Annotated in this window: 16 protein-coding genes and 1 pseudogene; 4 read left to right on the forward strand and 13 right to left on the reverse strand. The window is 62.6% G+C overall.

The genetic code is table 11. The features are described from left to right. Positions 1 to 32: 32 nt before the first annotated feature. The 7 genes from H3V53_RS12390 to H3V53_RS12420 are packed head-to-tail and all read right to left on the reverse strand — an operon-like array spanning position 33 to position 8,900. Positions 33 to 812 (reverse strand): electron transfer flavoprotein subunit beta/FixA family protein, encoded by a 780-nt coding sequence (locus H3V53_RS12390; RefSeq protein ID WP_336598155.1) that lies wholly within the window; start codon positions 810 to 812, stop codon positions 33 to 35. Further along, entirely contained in the window at positions 809 to 1,987 is a 1,179-nt protein-coding gene (locus H3V53_RS12395) for an electron transfer flavoprotein subunit alpha/FixB family protein (protein ID WP_336598156.1), read from the reverse strand. The genes H3V53_RS12390 and H3V53_RS12395 overlap by 4 nt, the downstream gene beginning before the upstream one ends. Positions 1,988 to 1,990: 3 nt before the next feature. Further along, the gene (locus tag H3V53_RS12400; protein ID WP_336598157.1) at positions 1,991 to 3,910 is read right to left on the reverse strand and encodes a (Fe-S)-binding protein; all 1,920 of its coding nucleotides are present in this window, start codon (positions 3,908 to 3,910) and stop codon (positions 1,991 to 1,993) included. Positions 3,911 to 3,912: 2 nt separating this feature from the next. Continuing rightward, complete coding sequence (locus tag H3V53_RS12405) at positions 3,913 to 5,976, reverse strand: NADH:flavin oxidoreductase (RefSeq protein ID WP_336598158.1); 2,064 nt, start codon at positions 5,974 to 5,976, stop codon at positions 3,913 to 3,915. A gap of 52 nt (positions 5,977 to 6,028) precedes the next feature. Further along, positions 6,029 to 6,568: a DUF5943 domain-containing protein gene (locus tag H3V53_RS12410; RefSeq protein ID WP_336598159.1), complete on the reverse strand. Its 540-nt coding sequence runs from the start codon at positions 6,566 to 6,568 to the stop codon at positions 6,029 to 6,031. 35 nt (positions 6,569 to 6,603) lie between these two features. Then, the gene (locus tag H3V53_RS12415; RefSeq protein ID WP_054920922.1) at positions 6,604 to 7,575 is read right to left on the reverse strand and encodes a membrane dipeptidase; all 972 of its coding nucleotides are present in this window, start codon (positions 7,573 to 7,575) and stop codon (positions 6,604 to 6,606) included. 50 nt (positions 7,576 to 7,625) lie between these two features. After that, a complete protein-coding gene (locus tag H3V53_RS12420) occupies positions 7,626 to 8,900 on the reverse strand; it encodes a serine hydroxymethyltransferase (protein ID WP_336598160.1) in 1,275 nt (424 codons plus the stop codon). Between the two features lie 512 nt (positions 8,901 to 9,412). Between H3V53_RS12420 and H3V53_RS12425 the strand changes: the two genes are divergently transcribed. Continuing rightward, positions 9,413 to 10,429 carry a GlxA family transcriptional regulator gene (locus H3V53_RS12425; RefSeq protein WP_336598161.1) on the forward strand — a complete coding sequence of 339 codons (1,017 nt, stop codon included), beginning with the start codon at positions 9,413 to 9,415 and terminating at the stop codon, positions 10,427 to 10,429. An 891-nt stretch (positions 10,430 to 11,320) separates the two neighbouring features. On the opposite strand, the gene H3V53_RS12430 is transcribed toward H3V53_RS12425, so the two are convergent. The 4 genes from H3V53_RS12430 to H3V53_RS12445 all read right to left on the reverse strand — a co-directional run bounded on the left by H3V53_RS12430 (position 11,321) and on the right by H3V53_RS12445 (position 15,481). Beyond that, entirely contained in the window at positions 11,321 to 12,262 is a 942-nt protein-coding gene (locus H3V53_RS12430; protein WP_336598162.1) for a choline ABC transporter substrate-binding protein, read from the reverse strand. A gap of 37 nt (positions 12,263 to 12,299) precedes the next feature. Beyond that, the gene (locus H3V53_RS12435) at positions 12,300 to 13,265 is read right to left on the reverse strand and encodes a helix-turn-helix domain-containing protein (protein WP_054920912.1); all 966 of its coding nucleotides are present in this window, start codon (positions 13,263 to 13,265) and stop codon (positions 12,300 to 12,302) included. Between the two features lie 145 nt (positions 13,266 to 13,410). Then, positions 13,411 to 14,316, reverse strand: a complete 906-nt coding sequence (gene choW / locus H3V53_RS12440) for a choline ABC transporter permease subunit (RefSeq protein ID WP_336598163.1) — start codon at positions 14,314 to 14,316, stop codon at positions 13,411 to 13,413. Next, a complete protein-coding gene (locus H3V53_RS12445; RefSeq protein ID WP_054920918.1) occupies positions 14,309 to 15,481 on the reverse strand; it encodes a betaine/proline/choline family ABC transporter ATP-binding protein in 1,173 nt (390 codons plus the stop codon). Before H3V53_RS12445 ends, choW begins: the two co-directional genes overlap by 8 nt. 457 nt (positions 15,482 to 15,938) lie before the next feature. Between H3V53_RS12445 and H3V53_RS12450 the strand changes: the two are divergent. Both H3V53_RS12450 and H3V53_RS12455 read left to right on the forward strand, forming a co-directional pair. Next, a pseudogene (locus H3V53_RS12450) lies at positions 15,939 to 17,650 on the forward strand (IlvD/Edd family dehydratase). Next, positions 17,650 to 18,585 carry a dihydrodipicolinate synthase family protein gene (locus H3V53_RS12455; protein ID WP_336598164.1) on the forward strand — a complete coding sequence of 312 codons (936 nt, stop codon included), beginning with the start codon at positions 17,650 to 17,652 and terminating at the stop codon, positions 18,583 to 18,585. Before H3V53_RS12450 ends, H3V53_RS12455 begins: the two are co-directional and overlap by 1 nt. Positions 18,586 to 18,688: 103 nt before the next feature. Here the strand turns inward: H3V53_RS12455 and H3V53_RS12460 are convergent, their stop codons facing one another. Then, positions 18,689 to 18,907: a hypothetical protein gene (locus tag H3V53_RS12460; protein WP_054920908.1), complete on the reverse strand. Its 219-nt coding sequence runs from the start codon at positions 18,905 to 18,907 to the stop codon at positions 18,689 to 18,691. Positions 18,908 to 19,263: 356 nt separating this feature from the next. Here H3V53_RS12460 and H3V53_RS12465 point away from each other — a divergent pair, with 356 nt between their 5' ends. Beyond that, the gene (locus H3V53_RS12465; protein ID WP_336598165.1) at positions 19,264 to 19,923 is read left to right on the forward strand and encodes a response regulator transcription factor; all 660 of its coding nucleotides are present in this window, start codon (positions 19,264 to 19,266) and stop codon (positions 19,921 to 19,923) included. Positions 19,924 to 20,011: 88 nt separating this feature from the next. On the opposite strand, the gene rhaS is transcribed toward H3V53_RS12465, so the two are convergent. After that, on the reverse strand, positions 20,012 to 21,019 hold the full coding sequence (gene rhaS, locus H3V53_RS12470) for a rhamnose ABC transporter substrate-binding protein (RefSeq protein WP_336598166.1): 1,008 nt from the start codon (positions 21,017 to 21,019) through the stop codon (positions 20,012 to 20,014). Between the last annotated feature and the right edge of the window lie 65 nt (positions 21,020 to 21,084).

Here is a 21,084-nt window from a genome sequence, read left to right on the forward strand (position 1 = left end):
GGTTTGCGAGGCCGTCGATGGTGCGGCGCAAATCAGTAATCGATGAGTTGATGCTCGCGCAAATAGTCGAGGATCACTTGTGCTTTTTCGACTGAAGTCCCTTCAATTACGACGCTGCCGCCCCGGCTTTCCGTGGTCGTTGCAGACATCATGCGGGCATGGCCCGAGCGCTTTTCGGCGGCGGCGAGGCGCACCGGCTTGCGCGTGACGGGCGCAAGCATCCATTGCGCGGCTTCCGCGTCGGCGGCGGCCAGCACGCGCTGCGGCTGGATCGCGCCGGCGCGCAGGCGCGCGTAGGCATAGCGCGGCGTGACGGTGGCAAGCGGATGCACGGCGACCACAGCCGGCAGCGCGACTTCCACGCGACGCCGCACGCCCTTCGGCAGAAACTGCCGCACGGTCGCGCGGCCGCCCGCTGCCGTCACGTCGACGGCCGTGCCGACGAGGGGATAACCCAGCGCGTCGGCAAGCCGGTAAGGCAGCATGCCGGTGTCGAACGCGCCTTCCGCACAGGTGCCCGTCAGCACCAGGTCGTAGTCTTTCAGACGCGCTGCGAGCAGGCCGACGGCATCGCCGTTCCCGGCACAGGTGAGCACGTCGACGCGTTCCGCGCCGAGCGCCAGATACTCCTCGAGTGCGGGATTACCCGGATCACCTGCATGCAGCACATCGAGCCGCGCGCCATGCTCGCCCGACAGCTGACGGCCGATTTCGAGTGCGGCGGCATCGTTGCGGCTATAGCGCGCGACGCCGCTGACAGGATGTTTCCCGACCGAGACCAGCACCGCGATTTTTTCGAGCTTGCCGTTCATGCCGCCACTCCTTCGACCAACGGTTTCACGAGGGGCGCAGCCGCCGTGGGACGTCCGGCGCGCGCGCGATGGATCTCGTCGATCAGCGAAGCAATCATCTGCTGCGTGTCGCCGATGATCGTCAGATTCGCGCGCTTGACGATGGGCGCACTGCCGTCCAGGTTCACCGCGATCACGTGACGACAGTCCTTGATGCCCTGCAAATGCTGCACGGCGCCCGAAATGCCGAACGCGATATACACGCTCGCCTCGACGGTCTTGCCTGTCGCGCCGACCTGCTTGTCGCGCGTGAACAGGCCGTTGTCGACGGCGACACGGCTCGCGCCGATCGCCGCGCCGAACGTGCCCGCAAGCTTTTCGAACGCCGCGACATCCGTCACGCCGTTGCCCGCCGACACAATGAAATCCGCTTCTTCGAGCGCGACCTGTGCGGCGTCGATTTCCTCGATGCCCAGGTCGCGGTATGCACTGCTTGCCGCATGGCTTACCTGCATCAACGCGGGAATCTCCAGCCGCTCGCCCGCGCCGACGAACGGCAGGCGCGTGTCGACCGCACCCGCTGCCAGCAAGATGACATCGGGCAAGGCGCGCGTCGCGTACGCCTTCTTCGCTTGCGCGTACGTCGACACCTGCTTCGCGTCGATCTGCACGACGTGCGTTGCGATGCTCGCGCCCGCGAGCGCCGCATAGCGACGGCCGAGATCGCCGTCGCCCGTCGCGTTGTCGGGCATCACGATGTACTTCGGCGCGAGTTGCGCGACGCACGCGGCCACAGCCTGCACTTCGCGTTCCGGCGCGAACGTGCGGCGGTCGAATGCGGGCAGCTCGATCACCTTGTCCGCGCCCAGCGCGGCGGCATCGTCCTTCAGTTCCCCGAGCACCAGCAGCGCGACTTGCGTGTTGGCCTCCGCGATCAGCGCAGCTGCGGCGAGCGCCTGCCGCGCGTGATCGTCGAGTCCGCCGCGATCGCTGTGTGCGACCACCAGCAGCGTGTGCTGCGCGGGCTGCGCCGTGCGCAACGGCTTCGCCGCCGCATGACCGTGCGCCGCCGCGTGCAGCGCGTGGTCATACGAAGCACCCGCCACGTGTTCGGCGCCGAGCGTGATGCGCTTCAGTCCCGCCGGCGTGATGACAAACGGCCTGCGCGGATCGATACGTTTGATCGTCGTATTCATCGTTCACTCCAGCGCTGCCGCGACGAGTTCGGCCACATCGAGCACCTCGGGACGCGGCCCCACGACACCTTCAAGCATCGCTGTGCAGTTCGGGCAACCCACGGCCACGACATCCGCGCCGATCGCGCGCGCATCGTCGATGCGGATATCGGGGATGCGCTGCTTGCCGGGAATGTCCGTCAGCGGCGCGCCGCCGCCGCCGCCGCAGCAGCGTCCGCGCTTGCCGTGACGCTCCATCTCGACAACCTTGATGCCGATCGTCTTCAGCAACTGGCGCGGCGCTTCCGTTTCGCCGTTGTAGCGGCCGAGATAACACGGATCGTGATACGTGACTGTCCTGTCGTTGAACGCGGCGACGGCTTTCGGCGACAACTTGCCGCTCGCCACGAGTTCCGCGAGGAACGTGGTGTGATGCAACACGTCGTAACGTCCGCCGAGTGCGCGATATTCGTTGCGCAGGCTGTGCATCACGTGCGGATCGGCGGTGACGATGCGCTTGAAGCTGAGCGTGGCAAGCGTGCCCATCATTTGCTTCGCCATGCGCTGGAAGGTGGCTTCGTCGCCGAGGCGTCGCGCGACGTCGCCCGTATCCGTTTCCTGCGCGCCGAGCACGGCGTATTTCACGCCCGCCTTGTTCAGCACTTTCACGAGCGAGCGCAGCGTGCGCTGATAGCGCATGTCGAAGGCGCCCTCGCCTGCGACGAGCAGTACGTCGACGGGCTGCCCCGGTTGCGCGACAGGCGAACTCAGATCGACCGACCAGTCGTAGCGCGCGGCCTTGTCGTAGCCGCCCATCGTGCCCGTCTCGCGCAGGTTCGCCAGCACTTCCGGGCCCTTGCCCGGCACGGTGCCGTGCACGAGCGTCTGATTGCGGCGCATGTCGACGATCGCATCGACATGCTCGATCAGCATCGGACACTCGTGCACGCAGGCGCGGCACGTCGTGCACGACCACACCGTGTCGGCTTCGATCAGGCTCGAAATGATGGGGCGCTGCGGCTCGCCGCCATGCTGGCCGACCTTGATGCCGGGCGTCGGGCTGCCTGCATACGCGGCATCCGTGCCGCCGACCATGCCCGTCACGAGATCCTGGATCAGCTTCTTCGGATTCAGCGGCTGGCCCGACGCGAACGCGGGGCATGCCGCTTCGCACTTGCCGCATTGCACGCATGCGTCGAAGCTCAACAACTGATTCCAGCGGAACTCGACCGGCTTGCCGACGCCGTATTCGTTCTGTTCGAGCACGGGCGCCTTGAGCGCCGTCGGCGGAACAACGGCCTCGCGACGCACATCGCCTTCAGCCGCGAAACGCTCTTGCCGCGGATGAAACGCCAGATGCAGCAGACCGGCGAGCGCGTGCTTCATCGGGCCGCCGCGCGCCGCGCCGAACGTCATCGCAAACGCGCCCGCCGCGATCAGCAACGCGAACACGACGGCCAGCGCGCCCGACATCGCCGATGCCGGCAGCAACGTGTACAGCAGCAGCCCGAGCGCGAACGAGCCGAGCAGCCACGGCAACGTATCCCACGGACCACGCGAGAGACGCGCGGGCACGTCCTTCGCATGACGGCGGCGCCATACGAACACGGCACCCACCAGCATGATCAGCGCAGCCACGAAGATCAGCCGGTCGAGCCACGGTGAGTAAATTGCGAGGCCGTAGTTGATGAACACCAGCGCGAACGCCGCAATCGCGCCGCCAGCCGTCGCGACGTGCGTCTTCGCGATGTACGGATCACGCGCAACCACGTGATGCAGATCGACGAAATAGCGCTTCGGTATCGTCAGCAGGTTCGTCCAGCCGAATGCGCCGGCTGCCGTTGCCCGTCCGAGACGCCAGTAAGCCGCCCGTTTTGCGACCGCGAACGCAAGGCCGGCGACGGATATCCACAACAACGCGGTGATGAGAAACGCCGGGCTCATCGTCAAAAGTCCTTGCAAAGGCGCAGCGCGTCGTAGATCGCGCCGTGGATGTTGTGCATCGAAATGCAGTCGCCGACACGGAACAACAGAAAGCGGCCGTTACCGAGTTCTTCCGACAGCGACGGCTGCGGTTCAGCGGCAAAGAGCTTATGCACGTCGACCTGGCCGCGATTCACGGATTCGGGCTTGAGCTTCCAGTAGAGCGTGTCGTTGGGCGTGCTGCCGTTTTCGATCACGACCTGATCGACGACACGCTCTTCCTGCTCTTCCGTGTACTCGTTGCGAATCACAGCGATCTTCTTGCCGTCCTCTTCGTACACGCGATCCAGCCAGTAGTTCGGCGTGTGGATCACACCTTGCGCATAGAGGCGCCGATAGAAGATCGGGAACGTCGTGCCGCCGACGTCGTCGGCCACCTTCACGTCCGGCGTGACGATCTCGACCTTCGAACCCCGGCTCGAAATGAAATCGGCCACGCCCGCGCCCGCATGCGTGCTGACACCGTCATAGACGAGCACGTTCTGTTTCGGCTCGACCTTGCCCGACAGAATGTCCCACGAACTTACAGCGAGACCTTCGTCGACGCCCCACGCGGGCACCTGCTGCGTGAAGCTCGAGCCGCCCGTGGCGAGCACGATGATGTCGGGCTTCTCGGCAAGAATCATCTTCTCGTCGGCTTCGACGCCCAGACGCCGGTCGACGCCGAGGCGCTTGGTCTCCATATCGAACCAGCGCACGATGCCCGCCATCTGCTCGCGCTGCGGCGCTTTCGCGGCCAGCATGATCTGCCCGCCGACGGCGTCGCTCTTCTCGAACAGCACCACATCGTGTCCACGCGAACGCGCGACGCGCGCGGCTTCCAGTCCAGCCGGGCCTGCGCCGACCACCACCACCTTGCGGCGCGGTCCGCGCGTTTTCTCGATTACATGCGGCATCGTCGCTTCGCGCGACGTCGCCGCGTTCTGCACGCACAGCACGTCGAGGCCGTTGTACTGACGATCGATGCAGTAGTTCGCGCCGACACACTGCTTGATTTCGTCCTCACGTCCATCGCGAATCTTGATGACCATGTGCGGATCGGCGATCTGTGCGCGCGTCATGCCGACCAGATCGACCATGCCGTTCGCGAGCAGACGCTCGGCCTGCCCCGCATCGCGAATGCTTTGCGCGTGCATCACGGGCAGCTTCACAACCGACTTGATGCCCGCCGCGAGATGCACGAACGGTTCGGGCGGCAGCGCCATCGGCGGCATGCAGTTGGCGAGCGTGTTGTGCGTATCCGCGCCGGAACCGATCACACCGATGTAATCGATCAGGCCGGATTCCGACATCGCTTGCGCGATTTCCTTCAGTTGTTCGTGATCGAGACCGTCTTCATGGAACTCGTCGCCGCACATGCGCAGGCCGACGCAGAAGTCGCGGCCGACGGCTTCGCGCACCGCCCGCAACACTTCGACGCCGAAGCGCAGACGGTTTTCGAGCGAGCCGCCCCATTCGTCGGTACGGAAGTTCGTGCGCGGGCTCCAGAACTGGTCGATCAGATGCTGGTGCGCAGCCGAAATTTCGATGCCGTCCATGCCCGCGTCTTTCACGCGCTTCGCCGCCGCGGCGAAATCGCCGATGATGCGGCGGATTTCCTCGACCTCGATGATCTTCGCATTGCCGCGATGCACGGGCTCGCGCACGCCGGAAGGCGTCATCAGATGCGGCCAGTGCTCGCCATGAAACGCCGAGCGGCGGCCCATATGCGTCGCCTGAATCATGATCTTCGCGCCGTGCCGATGCATGGCTTCGGCCAGACGCGACAGCGGATCAATGATCTTGTCCGTCGACAGGTTGACGGACTTCCACCAGCCCTGCGGGCTATCGATCGATACCGGGCTCGACCCGCCGCACACGGCGAGACCGACGCCGCCCTTGGCCTTTTCCTCGTAGTAGCGGATATAGCGGTCGCCGGGCAAGCCACCCGGTTCGGCATATACCTCGGCATGCGCGGTGCTGACGATGCGGTTGCGCAGCGTGAGCTGATTGAGCGTCAAAGGTTTGAACAGATTGGGGTAACGCATCGCGGGCGACCTCGGGCGGTATTCGGTTCAGGCTTGAATGTGGCGTGCAGCTTTAATGCGTGATCGGCGACACTTCGAAAACGCAGTGGTCGTGGCCGTGATGTTCGCCCGCACACTGCACTTCCTTCGACTGCGAACGCGGCGCGTTCTTGCCGCCCTCCGTCGTGTCGTTGACCCAATCCATCGCCCCTGCGAACCAGCCGGCAAACATGTAGCAGAGCTTGCCGCTCTTCTCGGGCTGCTGCAGCACGAACGACGAATGGCGCAGTTCGATCTTCGCGTGTGCCGTTGCCGGGTCCGCTTCGATGATCTTGAAGAGACCCCAGCCGCGTTGCGACAGGCGGTTCAGGTAATGCTCGAACACGGCCATGCCGCCGATGCCGTGCTGCTTCGCTTCCTTGTCGCACCAGTAATAGGCGGACTTGTAGCCGGCCTTGTAGAGGATCTCGGCATAGGCTTCGACGCCGAGTGCTTCTTCGACGGCAGCATGGTTGTTCGTGAAGAAATGACGCGGCACATACAGCATGGGCAGTGCGTCGGTGGTCCAGACGCCTGTATTCGGATCGACGTCGATGGGCAGTTGCGGTTGCATGGTGGGTTTCCTTTGTTCTCTCAGGTTTCGCTCGGTCAGACGTTCCAGACTTCGCCGAATACGCGCAGCCAGTTCTCGCCCATCACTTTCTTGATCCGCGACTCGCTCCAGCCAGCTTTTTGCATTGCAGCCGTGAGGTTCGGAAACTCGCCGATGGTGCGGATGCCTTCGGGGTTGATGACCTTGCCGAAGTTCGTCAGACGGCGATAACGGCCCTTGTCATGCGTGATCCAGTCGAAAAACTCGGTCGTATAGCCTTGCGTGAAATCCGTGCCGATACCGACCTTGTCTTCGCCGATCACGTCGATCACGTATTCAATGGCTTCGAGATAGTCGTCGACCGTCGCGTCCGGGCCTTTCTTGAGGAACGGCGCGAACATCGTCACGCCGACAAAACCGTTCGCGTCGGCGATCTCTTTCAGCTGCTCGTCCGACTTGTTGCGCGGATGTTCCTTCAGACCCGACGGGCAGCAATGGGAGTACGTCACCGGCTTTTTCGAACACGCGATCGCGTCGGAAGAGGTCTTTGCGCCGACGTGCGACAGATCGACCATGATGCCGACGCGATTCATCTCCTGAATCACTTCGCGGCCGTAGCCCGAGAGGCCGCCGTCTGCTTCATAGCAGCCGGTGCCGACGAGGTTCTGCGTGTTGTAGCAAAGCTGCACCACGTTCACGCCGAGTTCCTTGAACACTTCGATGTAGCCGAGGTTGTCCTCGAATGCATACGAGTTCTGGAAGCCGAAGATGATGCCCGTCTTGTTCTCTTTCTTCGCGCGCAGGATGTCGTCCGTCGTGCGCACGAGCGTCAGGATCTCGTTGTACTCGCGGATCTGCTGCTTCATTTCCGCGATGTTGTCGATGGTCTTCTGGAAGTCTTCCCAGACGGAGACCGTGCAGTTGACGGCCGTGACGCCGCCCTTTCTCATGTCCTCGAACACCGAGCGGTCGAACTTCGAAATGTTCAGACCGTCGATGATGATGCTGCTTTCGTGCAGGTTGCTCATGCTTGACTCCGTAGCGATGGGGCGTTCGTTTCGAGTAGCGGCTCGACGGCTCAGTAAATCGGGAAGCGTTCGCACAGTGCGAAGATCTCGCGGCGCACGCGCTGCTCCGTTGCGGCATCGCCATCGGGATGGGTGCGCAACGCGTCGAACACTTCGAGAATCAGGCGGCCGATGTCGCGAAACTCGGCAACCCCAAAGCCACGCGTCGTGCCGGCGGGCGTACCGAGACGAATGCCCGACGTCACCGTCGGCTTTTCCGTATCGAACGGAATGCCGTTCTTGTTGCAGGTGATGCCCGCCCTTTCGAGCGCCTGTTCGACCTGTGCGCCCTTCAGGCCTTTCGGACGAAGATCGACGAGCAGCAGATGGTTGTCGGTGCCGCCCGTCACGAGATCGACACCGCCCTCTTTCAGGACTTCGCCGAGCGCCTTCGCGTTGGCCAGCACGCTGTCGATATAGGTCTTGAAGCTGTCGTCGAGCGCTTCGCCGAACGCGACGGCCTTGCCCGCGATCACATGCATCAGCGGACCGCCTTGCAGGCCAGGGAACACCGCCGAATTGATCTTCTTCGCGATGTCTTCGTCGTTGGTCAGAATGAAGCCGCCGCGCGGACCGCGCAGTGTCTTGTGCGTCGTCGACGTGACGACGTGCGCATGTTCGACGGGATTCGGATGACGGCCCGCCGCGATCACGCCCGCGATGTGCGCCATATCGACCATCAGCTTCGCGCCGACGCTATCGGCGATCGCACGGAAACGCGCGAAATCGAGCACGCGCGGATAGGCGGAGAAGCCTGCGATGATCATCGACGGCTTGTGCTCGTGCGCGAGTTTCTCGATCTGGTCGTAGTCGATCAACATGGTTTCGCGGTTCACGCCGTACTGCACCGCGTTGAACCACTTGCCGGACAGCGCGGGCTTCGCGCCGTGCGTGAGGTGGCCGCCTGCATCGAGCGACATGCCGAGGATCGTGTCGCCCGGCTTCGCGAGCGCGAGCATCACGGAGCCGTTCGCCTGCGCGCCAGAGTGCGGCTGCACGTTGGCGAAGCCCGCATTGAAAAGCTTCTTGATCCGCTCGATCGCAAGTGCTTCCACTTCGTCGACGAACTCACAGCCGCCGTAATAGCGCTTGCCGGGATAGCCTTCCGCGTACTTGTTCGTCAGCACCGAGCCTTGCGCTTCGAGCACAGCGCGCGACACGATGTTTTCCGACGCGATCAGCTCGACCTGCGACTGCTGGCGTTCGAGTTCCTTGAGGACCGACGTGCGCACGGCCGCGTCGCGCTCGGCGAGGGTCTGCGAGAAGAATGGGTTGGCGTTCGACATGGCTTCCGTTCAGTTGATCGTGGGTGACTGAAGAGCGGAAAGAACCTGCGAGGCCCACTGCCCAGTTCCGCGCTATCCCTTGACTGGACTGGCTTTGCACGCTCTCCACCGACGGCTCTATTCTTGTCTTTAGCCAGACCGGTCAATTTATGAATTCAGACGCGTTCTTTACCTTTTCCGCCATGCAAGTCCGTTTTGGACAAGTAAGTGAAAAGAGACCGGTCGTGCGAATTGACCGCATCGATGCGACGAATCGATCGCGCCGCCGATGGTGCATTGCGGTCTCGTTCGTGCGGTGCCTGCCTACGCGAGGCACCGCATGAGAGCGCGGCAGGCCCGCCGGCAGTGCGGCCGCTGCACAGCGTCGGTGCGTTTTGGGCGCATGCCGCGCTGCGAGCGTAGTGTTTAGCCAGGGTTTAGCCGTATGGCATGCTTGTTGCGCTCGCTCGCAGAATAACAAAGGCCGCTGCCCCACGACGGCTGCATCAAACCATCAAGGATCGCCCCGAACCATGTCGCCCGATCGAACTGCGTCGTTGTCACACTTCGCGTTCATGCCGCTGCCCAACTTCACGATGATCGCGTTCACGAACGCGATCGAAGTGCTGCGCATGGCGAATTATCTGAGCGGCCAGCCGCTCTACCGATGGTCGATCATCAGCCCCGACGGTGGATCGGTTACGGCAAGCAACGGTCTTTCCGTCGATACGGGCCCGGCCGATTGCGTCGGCACCCCGGACATCGTGTTCGTGTGCGGCGGCATCGACGTGCAGCGTGAAACCACGCCCGAACATCTGTCGGCGCTGCGCCGCTTCGCGCGCGCGGGCGTCGCGCTGGGCAGTCTGTGCACGGGCACCTATGCGCTGGCCAAATCGGGTTTGCTCGCGGGCTATGCGTGTGCGATTCACTGGGAGAACATGTCGGCGCTCAAGGAAGAGTTTCCCGATACGCGCTTCCTGAAAGAACTCTTCGTGATCGACCGCGACCGGGTGACCTGCACGGGCGGCGTCGCACCGCTCGACATGATGTTGAACCTGATCGCCGCGCGCGTCGGCACGCCGCGTGTCACACAGATCGCCGAGCAGTTCATCGTCGAGCATGTGCGCGACAACAGCGCGCAACAGCGGATGCCGCTCGTGGCCCGGCTCGGGTCCGCGAACAAGTCCTTGTTCGAAGTGATCGCGCTGATGGAGAACAACATCGAAGAGCCGCTTTCGCGCGAAGAGCTCGCGCGTCTGGCCAACATGTCGCAACGGCAATTGCAGCGGCTCTTTCGCGAACACCTCGGCATGACGCCGACGCACTACTACCTGACGTTACGGCTGCGCCGCGCGCGTGAACTGCTGCTTCAAACGGATATGTCGATCATGCATATCACGATGGCGTGCGGGTTCCAGTCGGCATGTCATTTCAGCAAGAGCTATCGCGATGCGTTCGGGACCGCGCCTACGCGGGAGCGGCGCAAGCAGGTTGCTCCGTTGGCTCATCCGGTGGTGAATGGCAGTTTGGGTTTGCATGTGCATGCGTGAGGTTTTTGGTTTTTTTGGTTTTTGGTTTCTGCTTGCGGCGGTGAATTGATTTGTGGTTTCCTGCTTTCGCCGTTTGCGTGGGCATCCGCGATGAGGTGTTCGCTTGCCGGTGCGCCGGCATCCGCGTTTTGTCTTGCTATGCAAGCGTTGCCCCTGTGCGGGGCGGCAGTTACTTTCTTTGCCGCCGCAAAGAAAGTAAGCAAAGAAAGCGGGCTCACACCGCCAACCCTTGACACTTACCCACGGGCTCTCAACTTCCCCGGTCTTCTTTCGTTTTCGCTCTAGCGAAACTGCGTTGCCTACGCCCTGGCGATCTACCTCATCCGGTTTTTCGGGTCTGTAGTACGGCACCCCCTATCGTGAATTCCATACGCCTCGTGCGGTGACCCTGTTTGCGCGTTGCACCGCAAACGGCACCACTTCTTCTCTCCCCGTACTCCCCGTTCCAGTCCCTCCATGGACTCGACGCCGGCTCACGCAGTTTGTCGCGCGGTTAGCTCGGAGTTGCGGCTGCTGAAGCAGTCGGAGCAGATTATCCTGGTAGCCGGCAATCAATCGCATTCAGCCATTTACTATCTTTATCCATCTGGAATCAGTAAAGATAAAAACAGATCATTGAGATTTTTAAAAGCTTATTGTCATCATTTAGCTTGTGTTCTTCAGGTCCGTGTGCCACCAACGAGCAACCGGGAGCGATCCCATGATCTATCTCATCCGTCCTGGTGACACCACCGACCACGGCGGCGGGATCGTCACTGCCTCGGACGTCATGTGACACCTGGATGTCCGGGTGGCACGCAACGCGGTCTGGTGCCGGCTCGCAACGCACTACCCCAATTGCTTGCGCGACACCCAAAACCCCGAACCACCCCGCCTCGCAAACAGAACCCTCTAATGCGCCGCGATATAAGCCTTAACCGCCGGCAACCCATCCTTCCCATCGAAAGTCTGCACCCCCGCAAGCCACTTATCCAGCGCCTGCGGATTGGCCTTCAACCAGGCGAGCGCAGCCTTATTCGCGTCTTCCTTGTTCATGATCGGCACCATCACATTATTTTCGATGGACGTCGTGAACTGCAGATTCGAAACCAGCTTCGCCGCATTCGGGCAGCGCGTGGCATAGTCGGGCGGCGTCGCCGTGAACACCTTGGCTTCGCCGTAGTTCGGCCCGAACACATCGTCGCCGCCCGCCAGATAATCGATCTTCATCTGCACGTTCATAGGGTGCGGCTCCCAGCCGAGAAACACGATCCACTTCTTTTCGCGTATCGCGCGATTCACTTCGACGAGCATGCCCGCCTCGCTCGATTCGACCAGCTTGAACTTGCCCATGCCGAACTGGTTGGCGTCGATCATCTTCTTGATCAGCGCGTTGCCGTCGTTGCCCGGCTCGATGCCGTATACCTTGCCATCGAGCTTGTCGGCGTACTTCGCGATATCGCTGAAATTCTTCAAGCCGGCGTTATACACATAGTCCGGCACCGCCAGCGTGTATTTCGCGCCCGTCAGGTTCGGCGTCGCGAGCACCTTGATCGTGCCGGACTTCACGAACGGCTGGATGATCGGGTCCATCGTCGGCGCCCAGTAGCCGAGGAACACGTCGATCTGCTTGCTTTTGATACCGGCAAACGTAATGGGCACGGAAGCGATCGTCTTGGTCGGGTTGTAACCGAGCCCCTGGAAGATCGTCGATGCAAGGCCCGTCGTCGCCGCGATGTCGGTCCAGCCGACATCGGCGAAACGTACGTTGCGGCACACGGCGGGGTCAGCGGCGTGTGCGGTCGCAGCCGCGGTCGTCAACAGCGCAGCCGCCATCATCAGCTTCTGTTTCATTTGATTCTCCTCGGTAATTTTCAGGTCGCTCGCCTGGCTAGCTCGCGTGGCGGCGCTCGACACTCGGTGCATGGCCAAACTGCGCGCGATATGCCTTGCTGAAATGACACGGCGAATGAAAGCCGCACACGGCCGTCACGCGCGCAATCGATGCATCTGTCGTGCGCAGCAGATCGCGCGCGCGGCGCAATCGCAGCGACAGGTAATAGTGCGTCGGCGATACGCTCAGATAAACCTTGAACATCCGCTGCAAATGGCGCTGCGACAGTTGCACGAGCCGCGCGAGTTCTTCGAGCGACAAGGGCTCTTCGATATTCGCTTCCATCAGTCGCACAACTTCGATCAGCTCGGCGCGAGAAAAGCCGACGCGTGCATCGACGGGTATCGGCTGCGGGTCGCTCGCGCCGCGAATGCGCTCGAGAATGAACTGCTCGGACACCTGCGCAGCAAGGTTCTGCCCAAAGCGCATGCTGATCAGATTGAGCATCAGATCGAGCGGCGCGGTGCCGCCCGTGCATGTCAGCCGATCGCGATCGATCGTGAAGAGTTCGTCGGCGAAATGCACATGCGGGTAGTCCTTGTGCAGCGCGGACAGATCCTCCCAATGCACCGAACAGCGATAACCATCGAGCAAGCCCGCCGCCATCAATGCATAGGCGCCCGTGCAGATGCCGCCGAGCGGCACGCCTTGCGCAGCGGCATCGGCGAGCAAGGTCTTGACGTTCGCATCGACGGCATTGCGTATCTGCGTGCCGCCGCACACGATCAGCACATCGGGCATGCCCGCTTCTTCGAGCGTGCGTGTCGGCTTGACGGTGAGTCCGTTGCTCGCGCGCACGGGCACGCCGTCATGCGTGATCACCGACCAGCGGTAATGCTGTGCACGCGACACGTAGTTCGCCATGCGCAGTACTTCGACCGCGCTCGTGAACGCGATCATCGAAAAACTGGGTAACGTCAGAAAACCTACATGAGCAAGGTTCGACAACGGCGCTTCGGCCATGGTAGACGTCACGTCGCGCTCCGTGAAGCACAAGGAAGACTGTGTTTGGCCACCGCGAAGGCCCGGAGGCCTTCGCGGGACGACCACTATTGGTTCTATTGCAGACGGGTTGGACGCCCCGCGCCTGGGTCAATACGACAGAGACTTAACTCTGCGCGACGGCAGGCTGCTCGCGGCGCACGCGCATCACGCTGCGCAAACCGGCGAAACGCGGTGCGGCAGCCGAGCCGGGCGAACGTCCGAAGCTCTCGGTGATGCGGTCAAGAATAATCGCGAGCAGCACGACGGACAGACCGCTTTCGAAACCCAAGCCGATATCGAGGCGCTGAATACTTGCGAGCACGTCATTGCCGAGACCGCCCGCGCCCACCATCGACGCAATGATCACCATCGACAGCGCCATCATGATCGTCTGGTTCACGCCCTGCATGATCGACGGCAGCGCGTTCGGGAATTGCACCTTGTACAGCAGCTGCCACGGCGTGCAGCCGAATGCCTGCCCTGCTTCGACGATCTCGCGGTTCACGTGCTTGATGCCGAGGCTCGTCAGACGCACAGCGGGCGGCATCGCGAAGATCACCGTCGACAGAATGCCCGGCACGCGGCCAAGGCCGAACAGCATCGCGGCGGGAATCAGGTAAACGAACGCGGGCATCGTCTGCATCAGGTCGAGGATGGGGCGCACGATCATCTGCACGTGCTTGTTCTTTGCGGTCCAGATGCCGAGCGGAATGCCGAACACGAGACTGATCAGCGTCGATGACAACGTGAGGCCCAGCGTAATCACTGTCTGGTCCCAGAAGCCCGTCGCGTAGATCAGCAACAGCGAAGCGGTCGCGAAGATCGCAAATCGCCAGCCCACGCGCCACAAGCCGACGGCGATGAAGAGCGCCATCAGCGCCCACATCGGGATGGCCTGCAGGCCGTGTTCGATCATTGCGGCGAAGCTCTCGATCGCCTTGCCAATCGAATCGAACGTGCTCGCGTCATGGTCGAGCAGATAGTGAACGGACTGGTCGACCCAACGGCCGAGTGGAATCATCTCAGACATGGGCACCACCTCTATTGCGCGTAATGACCTTGAGGACCGCGGCCTGATCGACGGAACCGCAGTAGCGGTCCTCGTCGTCGACCACGGGCAGAGCCGTCGTGTTCGCGCACACGCGCGACACGACATGTTCGAGCGGCGCGCCGCGCGAAATGCATTCGACTTTCTTCAGCGCCGGCGAGGCGCTGCCAATCGCATCGCGTGTCACGAAGCCGCGAATGCGCCGCTCGGCGTCGAGCACGAACGCATACTCGGCGCTGCCGTTCAGCGACTCGGCAACGCTCGTCTGATCGAGGTTGCGCACGACGGGCACGCGGTTCGACTGCATCAGATCGGCGGCCGTCAGATAGCGGCTCGTATCGACGCCCTCGAAGAACGCGCGCACGTAGTCGTCGGCGGGATTCGCGATGATGTCCTGCGGCGTGCCGATCTGCACCACCCGGCCGCCTTCCATGATCGCAATGCGGCTGCCGATGCGCAGCGCCTCTTCGAGATCGTGCGAGACGAACAGAATCGTGCGTCGCTGGTTCTTCTGCAATTCGAGCAGCACGTTCTGCATTTCCTTGCGCTTGAGGGGATCGAGCGCGGAGAACGCCTCGTCCATGATCATCAGCGAAGGGTTCACGGCGAGCGCGCGCGCGAGACCCACACGCTGCTGCATGCCGCCCGACAGCTCCGAAGGCAGTTTGCCCGCGAACGTCGCAAGGCCGACTTGCTCGAGCACTTCGAGCGCGCGCTTCTCGCGTTCCTTGCGGCCCACGCCCGCCACCTCCAGCCCGAAGGCGGCATTCGACAGCACCGTGCGTTGCGGCATCAGCGCGAACGACTGAAACACCATGCTCATGTCGGTGCGGCGCAGCGACGTCAATTCCGACCGCTTGATGGCGGCAACGTCCCGGCCATCGATGATGACCTTGCCCGCCGTCGGCTCGACGAGCCGGTTGATCAGGCGGATCAGCGTCGACTTGCCGGAGCCGGACAGGCCCATCAGCACGAAAATTTCACCTTCCTGCACATCGAAGGAAGCATTGTGGACGCCCACCACATGCCCCGTTTTGGCGAATACCTCGTCTTTCGACGCGCCTCGCGAGAGCATGTCCTGCGCCAGTTTCGGGTTGGGTCCAAAAACCTTACATAACCCTTCGACCACGACCTTTGGGGATTTCATTGAGTCCATCTCCTCGTGGTGCAGGCGCCGGCCCGCACATGTGTGACTACATAGTTGCTAGAAAAAACCCCGCCTAGCCGACTAATTGCGACAGACGCTTGCGCAAATGCGACACAGCCAAAATCGAACGAACGTTAGAGGATGCCTGTGCGCCTTGCGCCGCAACGGTTTGCGAGCATGCTGCAGCGCGTGGCGCGCGTGCGCGCATGTCGCTTATTGGAAGGTCCGCGTCCGACGATGGATGCATTTGCGCTGCTGTGCAGCATGCAGAGCCTCTCTCACGCCGGCGTCGCGCAAGCGAGCCGGATCCCCGCGTGCGTTGTTGCAGCGCGATCGCACTGCGTGACGGCGCCTGGCATGTGCCTGAATCACGCCCTGCCGCGCGCCGCATGGACTAAGCTCGGGCTAAGCTGCGAAGTACAACGCAGGAAGCACATAGCACACACCAGGAGACCCCATGCGCAAGCTACGCTCGCAAAGCTGGTTCGGCCGCAACGACAAGGACGGTTTCATCCATCGCTCATGGATGAAAAATCAGGGCATTCCTCACGACGAATTTGACGGCCGCCCCGTCGTCGGCATCTGCAATACCTGGTCGGAACTGACGCCCTGCAACGCGCACTTTCGCGAACTCGCGGAGTACGTCAAGCGCGGCGTGCGCGAGGCAGGCGGCTTGCCGCTCGAGTTTCCCGTGATGTCGCTTGGCGAATCGAATCTGCGGCCCACCGCCATGCTGTTTCGCAATCTCGCTTCGATGGATGTCGAGGAGTCGATACGCGGCAATCCGCTCGACGGCGTGATCCTGCTGGTGGGCTGCGACAAGACCACGCCCGCGCTCTTGATGGGCGCAGCCTCGTGCAATCTGCCCGCACTCGCCGTGTCGGGCGGTCCGATGCTCAACGGGCGCTTCCGGGGGCGCACGATCGGCTCCGGCACAGGCGTCTGGCAAATGTCGGAGGAAGTGCGCGCCGGCACGATGACGCAGCAGGAATTCGTCGATGCCGAGTCGTGCATGAACCGCTCGCGCGGCCATTGCATGACCATGGGCACGGCCTCGACGATGGCATCGATGGTCGAGTCGCTCGGCATCGGTCTGCCGCACAACGCCGCGATTCCCGCCGTCGACGCACGGCGCCAGGTGCTCGCGCATCTGGCGGGACGGCGCATTGTCGAGATGGTCCGCGACGACCTGACGATGGACAAGATTCTCACGCGCCAGGCCTTCGAAAACGCCATCCGCACCAATGCGGCGATTGGCGGCTCGACCAATGCCGTCGTGCATCTGATCGCGCTCGCGCGGCGTATCGGCGTCGAGCTGAACCTCGAGGACTGGGAACTCGGCTCGAACGTGCCTTGCCTCGTGAACCTGCAGCCATCGGGCGAACATCTGATGGAAGACTTCTACTACGCCGGCGGTCTGCCCGCCGTGCTGCGGCAACTGGGCGAACAGGGCCTGTTGCATCGCGACGCCCTGACGGTCAATGGCAAGACGATCTGGGACAACGTCCGCGACGCGCCGAACTACGATCAGAAAGTCATCACGACCTTCGCCGAGCCGTTCAAGCCGCACGCGGGCATTGCCGTGCTCAAAGGCAATCTCGCGCCGAACGGCGCGGTCATCAAGCCATCGGCGGCGACCGCGTCGTTGCTCAAGCATCGCGGGCGTGCAGTCGTGTTCGAGAATGTCGAAGAGTTGCACGCAAAGGTCGACGACGAATCGCTCGACATCGACGAGCATTGCGTGATGGTGCTCAAGGGCGCAGGCCCGAAGGGCTATCCCGGCTTCGCCGAGGTCGGCAACATGCCGCTGCCGAAAAAAGTGCTGCAAAAAGGCATCACGGACATGGTGCGCATCTCCGATGGCCGCATGAGCGGCACCGCGTACGGCGCCGTCGTGCTGCACATCTCACCCGAAGCCGCTGCAGGCGGGCCGCTCGCGCTGGTGCAAACCGGCGACATGATCGAGCTCGACGTGCCGCGCGACGGCTGCATCTGGACGTATCGGACGAAGAGCTGGCGCGGCGCCGGGCGGCGTGGCGCGCGCCCGAACTGCCCGCGCGCGGCTACTACCGCCTGTATGTCGAACACGTTCTGCAAGCCGACGAGGGCGCGGATCTCGACTTCCTCGTGGGCGCGAGCGGCGCGCCCGTGCCGCGGGATTCGCATTGATGACCACGCGGCCAGCATTTTCGCCGCGCGGGATGTGGCCCGTGCTCTACGCATATTTCGACGCCAACAACGCGCTCGACCGGCAGGCGATCCACACGCAGATCGATCGCACGATCGAAGCGGGCGCGAGCGGCATCGTGATTCTCGGCCTCGCGACGGAAGTGAACCGGCTCTCGTTAGACGAGCAGCAACGCTTCATTGCGTGGACGAACACGCACATCGCGCAGCGCGTGCCGCTCGCCGTCACGGTCACGGGCGATACCGCCGACGCGCAATTCGCGCTTGCGGACTATGCAGTGGCGCACGGCGCATCGGCGCTGATCCTGCAGCCGCCTTCGATGCGCGACAGACCCGAATCGTTCTACTTCGATTTTTTCGCCGACATCATGCGGCGCGTCATCGTGCCCGTCGGTATTCAGAACGCACCGGAATATCTCGGCGTGGGTTTGTCGGTGCAGTCGCTTGTCGCGCTCGCGGCGCAATGTCCGTCATTCCAGTGGCTAAAGGGCGAAGGACCCGCCACCCTCATCCACTCGACGATTGCGCGTCTGCGCGAACAACCCAGCCATTTACCCGTCTTCAACGGACGCGGCGGCCAGGAGTTGATCGATAATCTGCGCGCCGGATGCGCCGGCATGATCGTCGCGCCCGACACGTTCGACTGGCAGGCCGCGATTCATCAGGCGTTTGTGGACGGCCATTCCGAGCAGGCTCAAGCGCTTTACGAGCGCATTTTGCCTTCCATCGTTTTCGTGATGCAGTCGCTCGACGGGTTGACATGCTATGGCAAACGTATCGCCGCATGGCGCATGGGTTTCGATGTCGCGCATGATCGCGGCATGAAACCAACCGCGTTCGGTCTGGAATGCGCGCGCCGCTTCGCAAACGCGCTAGGCGCGTTCGAGAACCGCCGCAACGCGAATCCTCACTCGTAAACGCAACAGAGGAAGGCGGCCCCAGCGCCCGCCTTCCTCTTTCTACCTCGGCCTGCGCCTCAGCAAGAGGCCAATGCGCACGGCCGATTACTACGACGTCCGATTACTGCGCGGCCGATGCTGCGTCGCCCGTTGCTGCCTTGGCAGGCGCTGCCTTCTTGTGCGCATGCTTCTTTGCGTGATGCTTTTTCGCATGATGCTTTGCGGCAGGTGCCGATGCGGCCGCGGGTGCTGCGTCCGTCGCAGCGGCCGACGATGCCTGTGCGAATGCGCCGATCGAAAACAGGCCTGCCAGAGCGGCGGCGACGATGTGCTTGTTCATTGACTTAATTCCTCAAAACCCGGATTGACTAAACGGCCCACTGGCCGGCCGACCTCATAAGGTCATCGCTCTAAACGCAGCGCCGGGCAAACGGTTGACGGTCTTTGCGTCGCATTGCGCATTCTTGACAGTTCTTTACCCGCACAGGATCAGACGCATAACGGCGTCAGATTTATTCGAAATATCGGCAGGCCCGCACGCAACGGTCCTGTTTTTCGTCATCCTTACTGGACCTGTCCGATTCTTCCTCGTCACGCAGGATCGAGTCGCACTTCGCACGTCGGAATGGCGCACATTGCACTTTCCGCGTCCTACAAATACCGCCCGTTTTGCCGACGCTGCCATTGCTTCTCATCATGAACGCCCTCCGCGACTTCAGGATCGTCATTGCCGACGACCATCCCGTCATCCGCCACGCCATCAGCCATGCCTTGAGCAGCATTCCCAACGCAAGAGTCGACGCTGCCGCGCGATCCGGCACGGAACTCCTCGGCCTCCTCGCGCAGAGCAAGTGGGACATGATCATCACCGACTTCACGATGAGCAGCGCGCAAAGCGACACCGATGGGCTGGCGCTGATCGCGCAACTGCGCCATCGCTATGCGCGCATTCCCGTCATCGTGTTCACGATGCTCAACAACGACGACGCGCTAATCCGTCTGGCTCGCACCGGCGTGGCGGCGATCGTCGATAAATGCGAGGGTGTCGACGAGTTCCGCACCGCCACGCTCGAAGTCATGCACAGGCGGCGGCCGTACTACTCGCAGAGAATTCGCGCCCGCCTGCAGCAATTTGCCGAAGGCGGCGAAGCACGAGCGGGCAAGGACCTGCTGACGAAGAAAGAGATCGAGGTCATCCGGCTCTTTGCGTCGGGCGCATCGTTGACGGATATCGCACGGCACGTAAGCCGTTCGATCTCGACGGTTGCCACGCAAAAGAGCGTCGCGATGAAGAAACTTCACGTGCGCACTAACGCCGAGCTCGTCAAGTATGTACAGGAAAACGGCTTGACGTGATGCGCGGCGTCGCGCGGTTGGAACCGCGCGAATAAAAGGGGCCACTCGCAAGCGGCCCCGCGTCTTCCGTCAACCGGACTGCCGGCAATCAGAAATTGAAGTTGTCGATGTTGCTCGCGTCGAACGTGGTCGGCGGTCCAAGGATGATCTCGCCCTGCGCGCCGATGGTGCGCTTGCCGAGCTTGCCCGCGTCGAACGACTCCCCTTCCTTGCCCGCGATCGCGCCCGACGCGAGGCTCGCCGCTGCATATGCCGCGAGATAACCGAGCTGACCCGGGTCCCACAACTGGAACGCCTTCACGGTGCCGTTCTTGACGAACGCGCGCATCTGGTTCGGCGTGCCGAGTCCCGTCACCGCGACCTTGCCCTTGCTCGACGACGTCGAGATATAACGCGCCGCCGCCGCAATGCCCACCGACGTCGGCGCGACGATCGCCTTCAGGTTCGGATACGCCTGCAACAAGCCTTGCGTCTCGACGAACGACTTCTGATCGTCGTCGTTGCCATAGGCGATCTTCACGAGCTTCATCTTCGCGTACTCGGGCTTCTTCAACTCGTCCTGCATCCACTTGATCCAGGTGTTCTGGTTCGTCGCGTTCGGCGTCGCGGACAGAATCGCGAATTCGCCCTCGCCGCCCATCAGCTTCGAGACCAACTGGATCTGCCCGCGGCCGATGCTCTCCGCGTTCGCCTGATTCACGAACAGCTGGCGACCCTCGGGCGCCGTATCGGAGTCGAACGTGACGACCTTGATGCCCTGCGACATCGCTTTCTTCAGATACGGCACTAGCGCGTTCGCATCGTTCGCGGCAATCACGATTGCGTCCTGACGCTGCGTCGTGAGCGTGTTGATGTACGACACCTGCGAAGAAGCACCCGCATCGGACGGCCCCACCACCTTGCCCTGCCCCTTGAACTCCTTGATTGCGGCCATGCCGCCGTCATCGGCGATCACTTCGTACGGGTTGTTGATCTGCTTCGGCACGAAGGCGATTTTCAGATCCGGCTTGATGCCCGCCGCCGACGCCGCGACGCTCACGCCCAGCAAGGCCGCGCAGAGCATCATCGCTCCCGCGTGACGCAGTGGTTTGTTCATGTGTTGTCTCCTGGTGATGGATCGGACTTGTGTCGTCCGGGTTTGTCGATCGATGATGAACGGCA

The sequence above is a fragment of the Paraburkholderia bengalensis genome (assembly GCF_037126505.1).
Taxonomy (GTDB): domain Bacteria; phylum Pseudomonadota; class Gammaproteobacteria; order Burkholderiales; family Burkholderiaceae; genus Paraburkholderia; species Paraburkholderia bengalensis.

Bases quoted from the DNA above. Each gene is read 5' to 3' on its own strand.
- H3V53_RS12395 (WP_336598156.1), bottom strand. From the start codon at position 1,987: ATGAATACGACGATCAAACGTATCGATCCGCGCAGGCCGTTTGTCATC.
- H3V53_RS12460 (WP_054920908.1), bottom strand. From the start codon at position 18,907: ATGAACAAGCACATCGTCGCCGCCGCTCTGGCAGGCCTGTTTTCGATC.
- H3V53_RS12435 (WP_054920912.1), bottom strand. From the start codon at position 13,265: ATGGCCGAAGCGCCGTTGTCGAACCTTGCTCATGTAGGTTTTCTGACG.
- H3V53_RS12445 (WP_054920918.1), bottom strand. From the start codon at position 15,481: ATGAAATCCCCAAAGGTCGTGGTCGAAGGGTTATGTAAGGTTTTTGGA.
- H3V53_RS12415 (WP_054920922.1), bottom strand. From the start codon at position 7,575: ATGAGCAACCTGCACGAAAGCAGCATCATCATCGACGGTCTGAACATT.
- H3V53_RS12390 (WP_336598155.1), bottom strand. From the start codon at position 812: ATGAACGGCAAGCTCGAAAAAATCGCGGTGCTGGTCTCGGTCGGGAAA.
- H3V53_RS12465 (WP_336598165.1), top strand. From the start codon at position 19,264: ATGAACGCCCTCCGCGACTTCAGGATCGTCATTGCCGACGACCATCCC.
- choW (WP_336598163.1), bottom strand. From the start codon at position 14,316: ATGTCTGAGATGATTCCACTCGGCCGTTGGGTCGACCAGTCCGTTCAC.
- H3V53_RS12430 (WP_336598162.1), bottom strand. From the start codon at position 12,262: ATGAAACAGAAGCTGATGATGGCGGCTGCGCTGTTGACGACCGCGGCT.
- H3V53_RS12405 (WP_336598158.1), bottom strand. From the start codon at position 5,976: ATGCGTTACCCCAATCTGTTCAAACCTTTGACGCTCAATCAGCTCACG.
- H3V53_RS12420 (WP_336598160.1), bottom strand. From the start codon at position 8,900: ATGTCGAACGCCAACCCATTCTTCTCGCAGACCCTCGCCGAGCGCGAC.
- H3V53_RS12455 (WP_336598164.1), top strand. From the start codon at position 17,650: ATGACCACGCGGCCAGCATTTTCGCCGCGCGGGATGTGGCCCGTGCTC.
- rhaS (WP_336598166.1), bottom strand. From the start codon at position 21,019: ATGAACAAACCACTGCGTCACGCGGGAGCGATGATGCTCTGCGCGGCC.
- H3V53_RS12410 (WP_336598159.1), bottom strand. From the start codon at position 6,568: ATGCAACCGCAACTGCCCATCGACGTCGATCCGAATACAGGCGTCTGG.
- H3V53_RS12400 (WP_336598157.1), bottom strand. From the start codon at position 3,910: ATGAGCCCGGCGTTTCTCATCACCGCGTTGTTGTGGATATCCGTCGCC.
- H3V53_RS12425 (WP_336598161.1), top strand. From the start codon at position 9,413: ATGTCGCCCGATCGAACTGCGTCGTTGTCACACTTCGCGTTCATGCCG.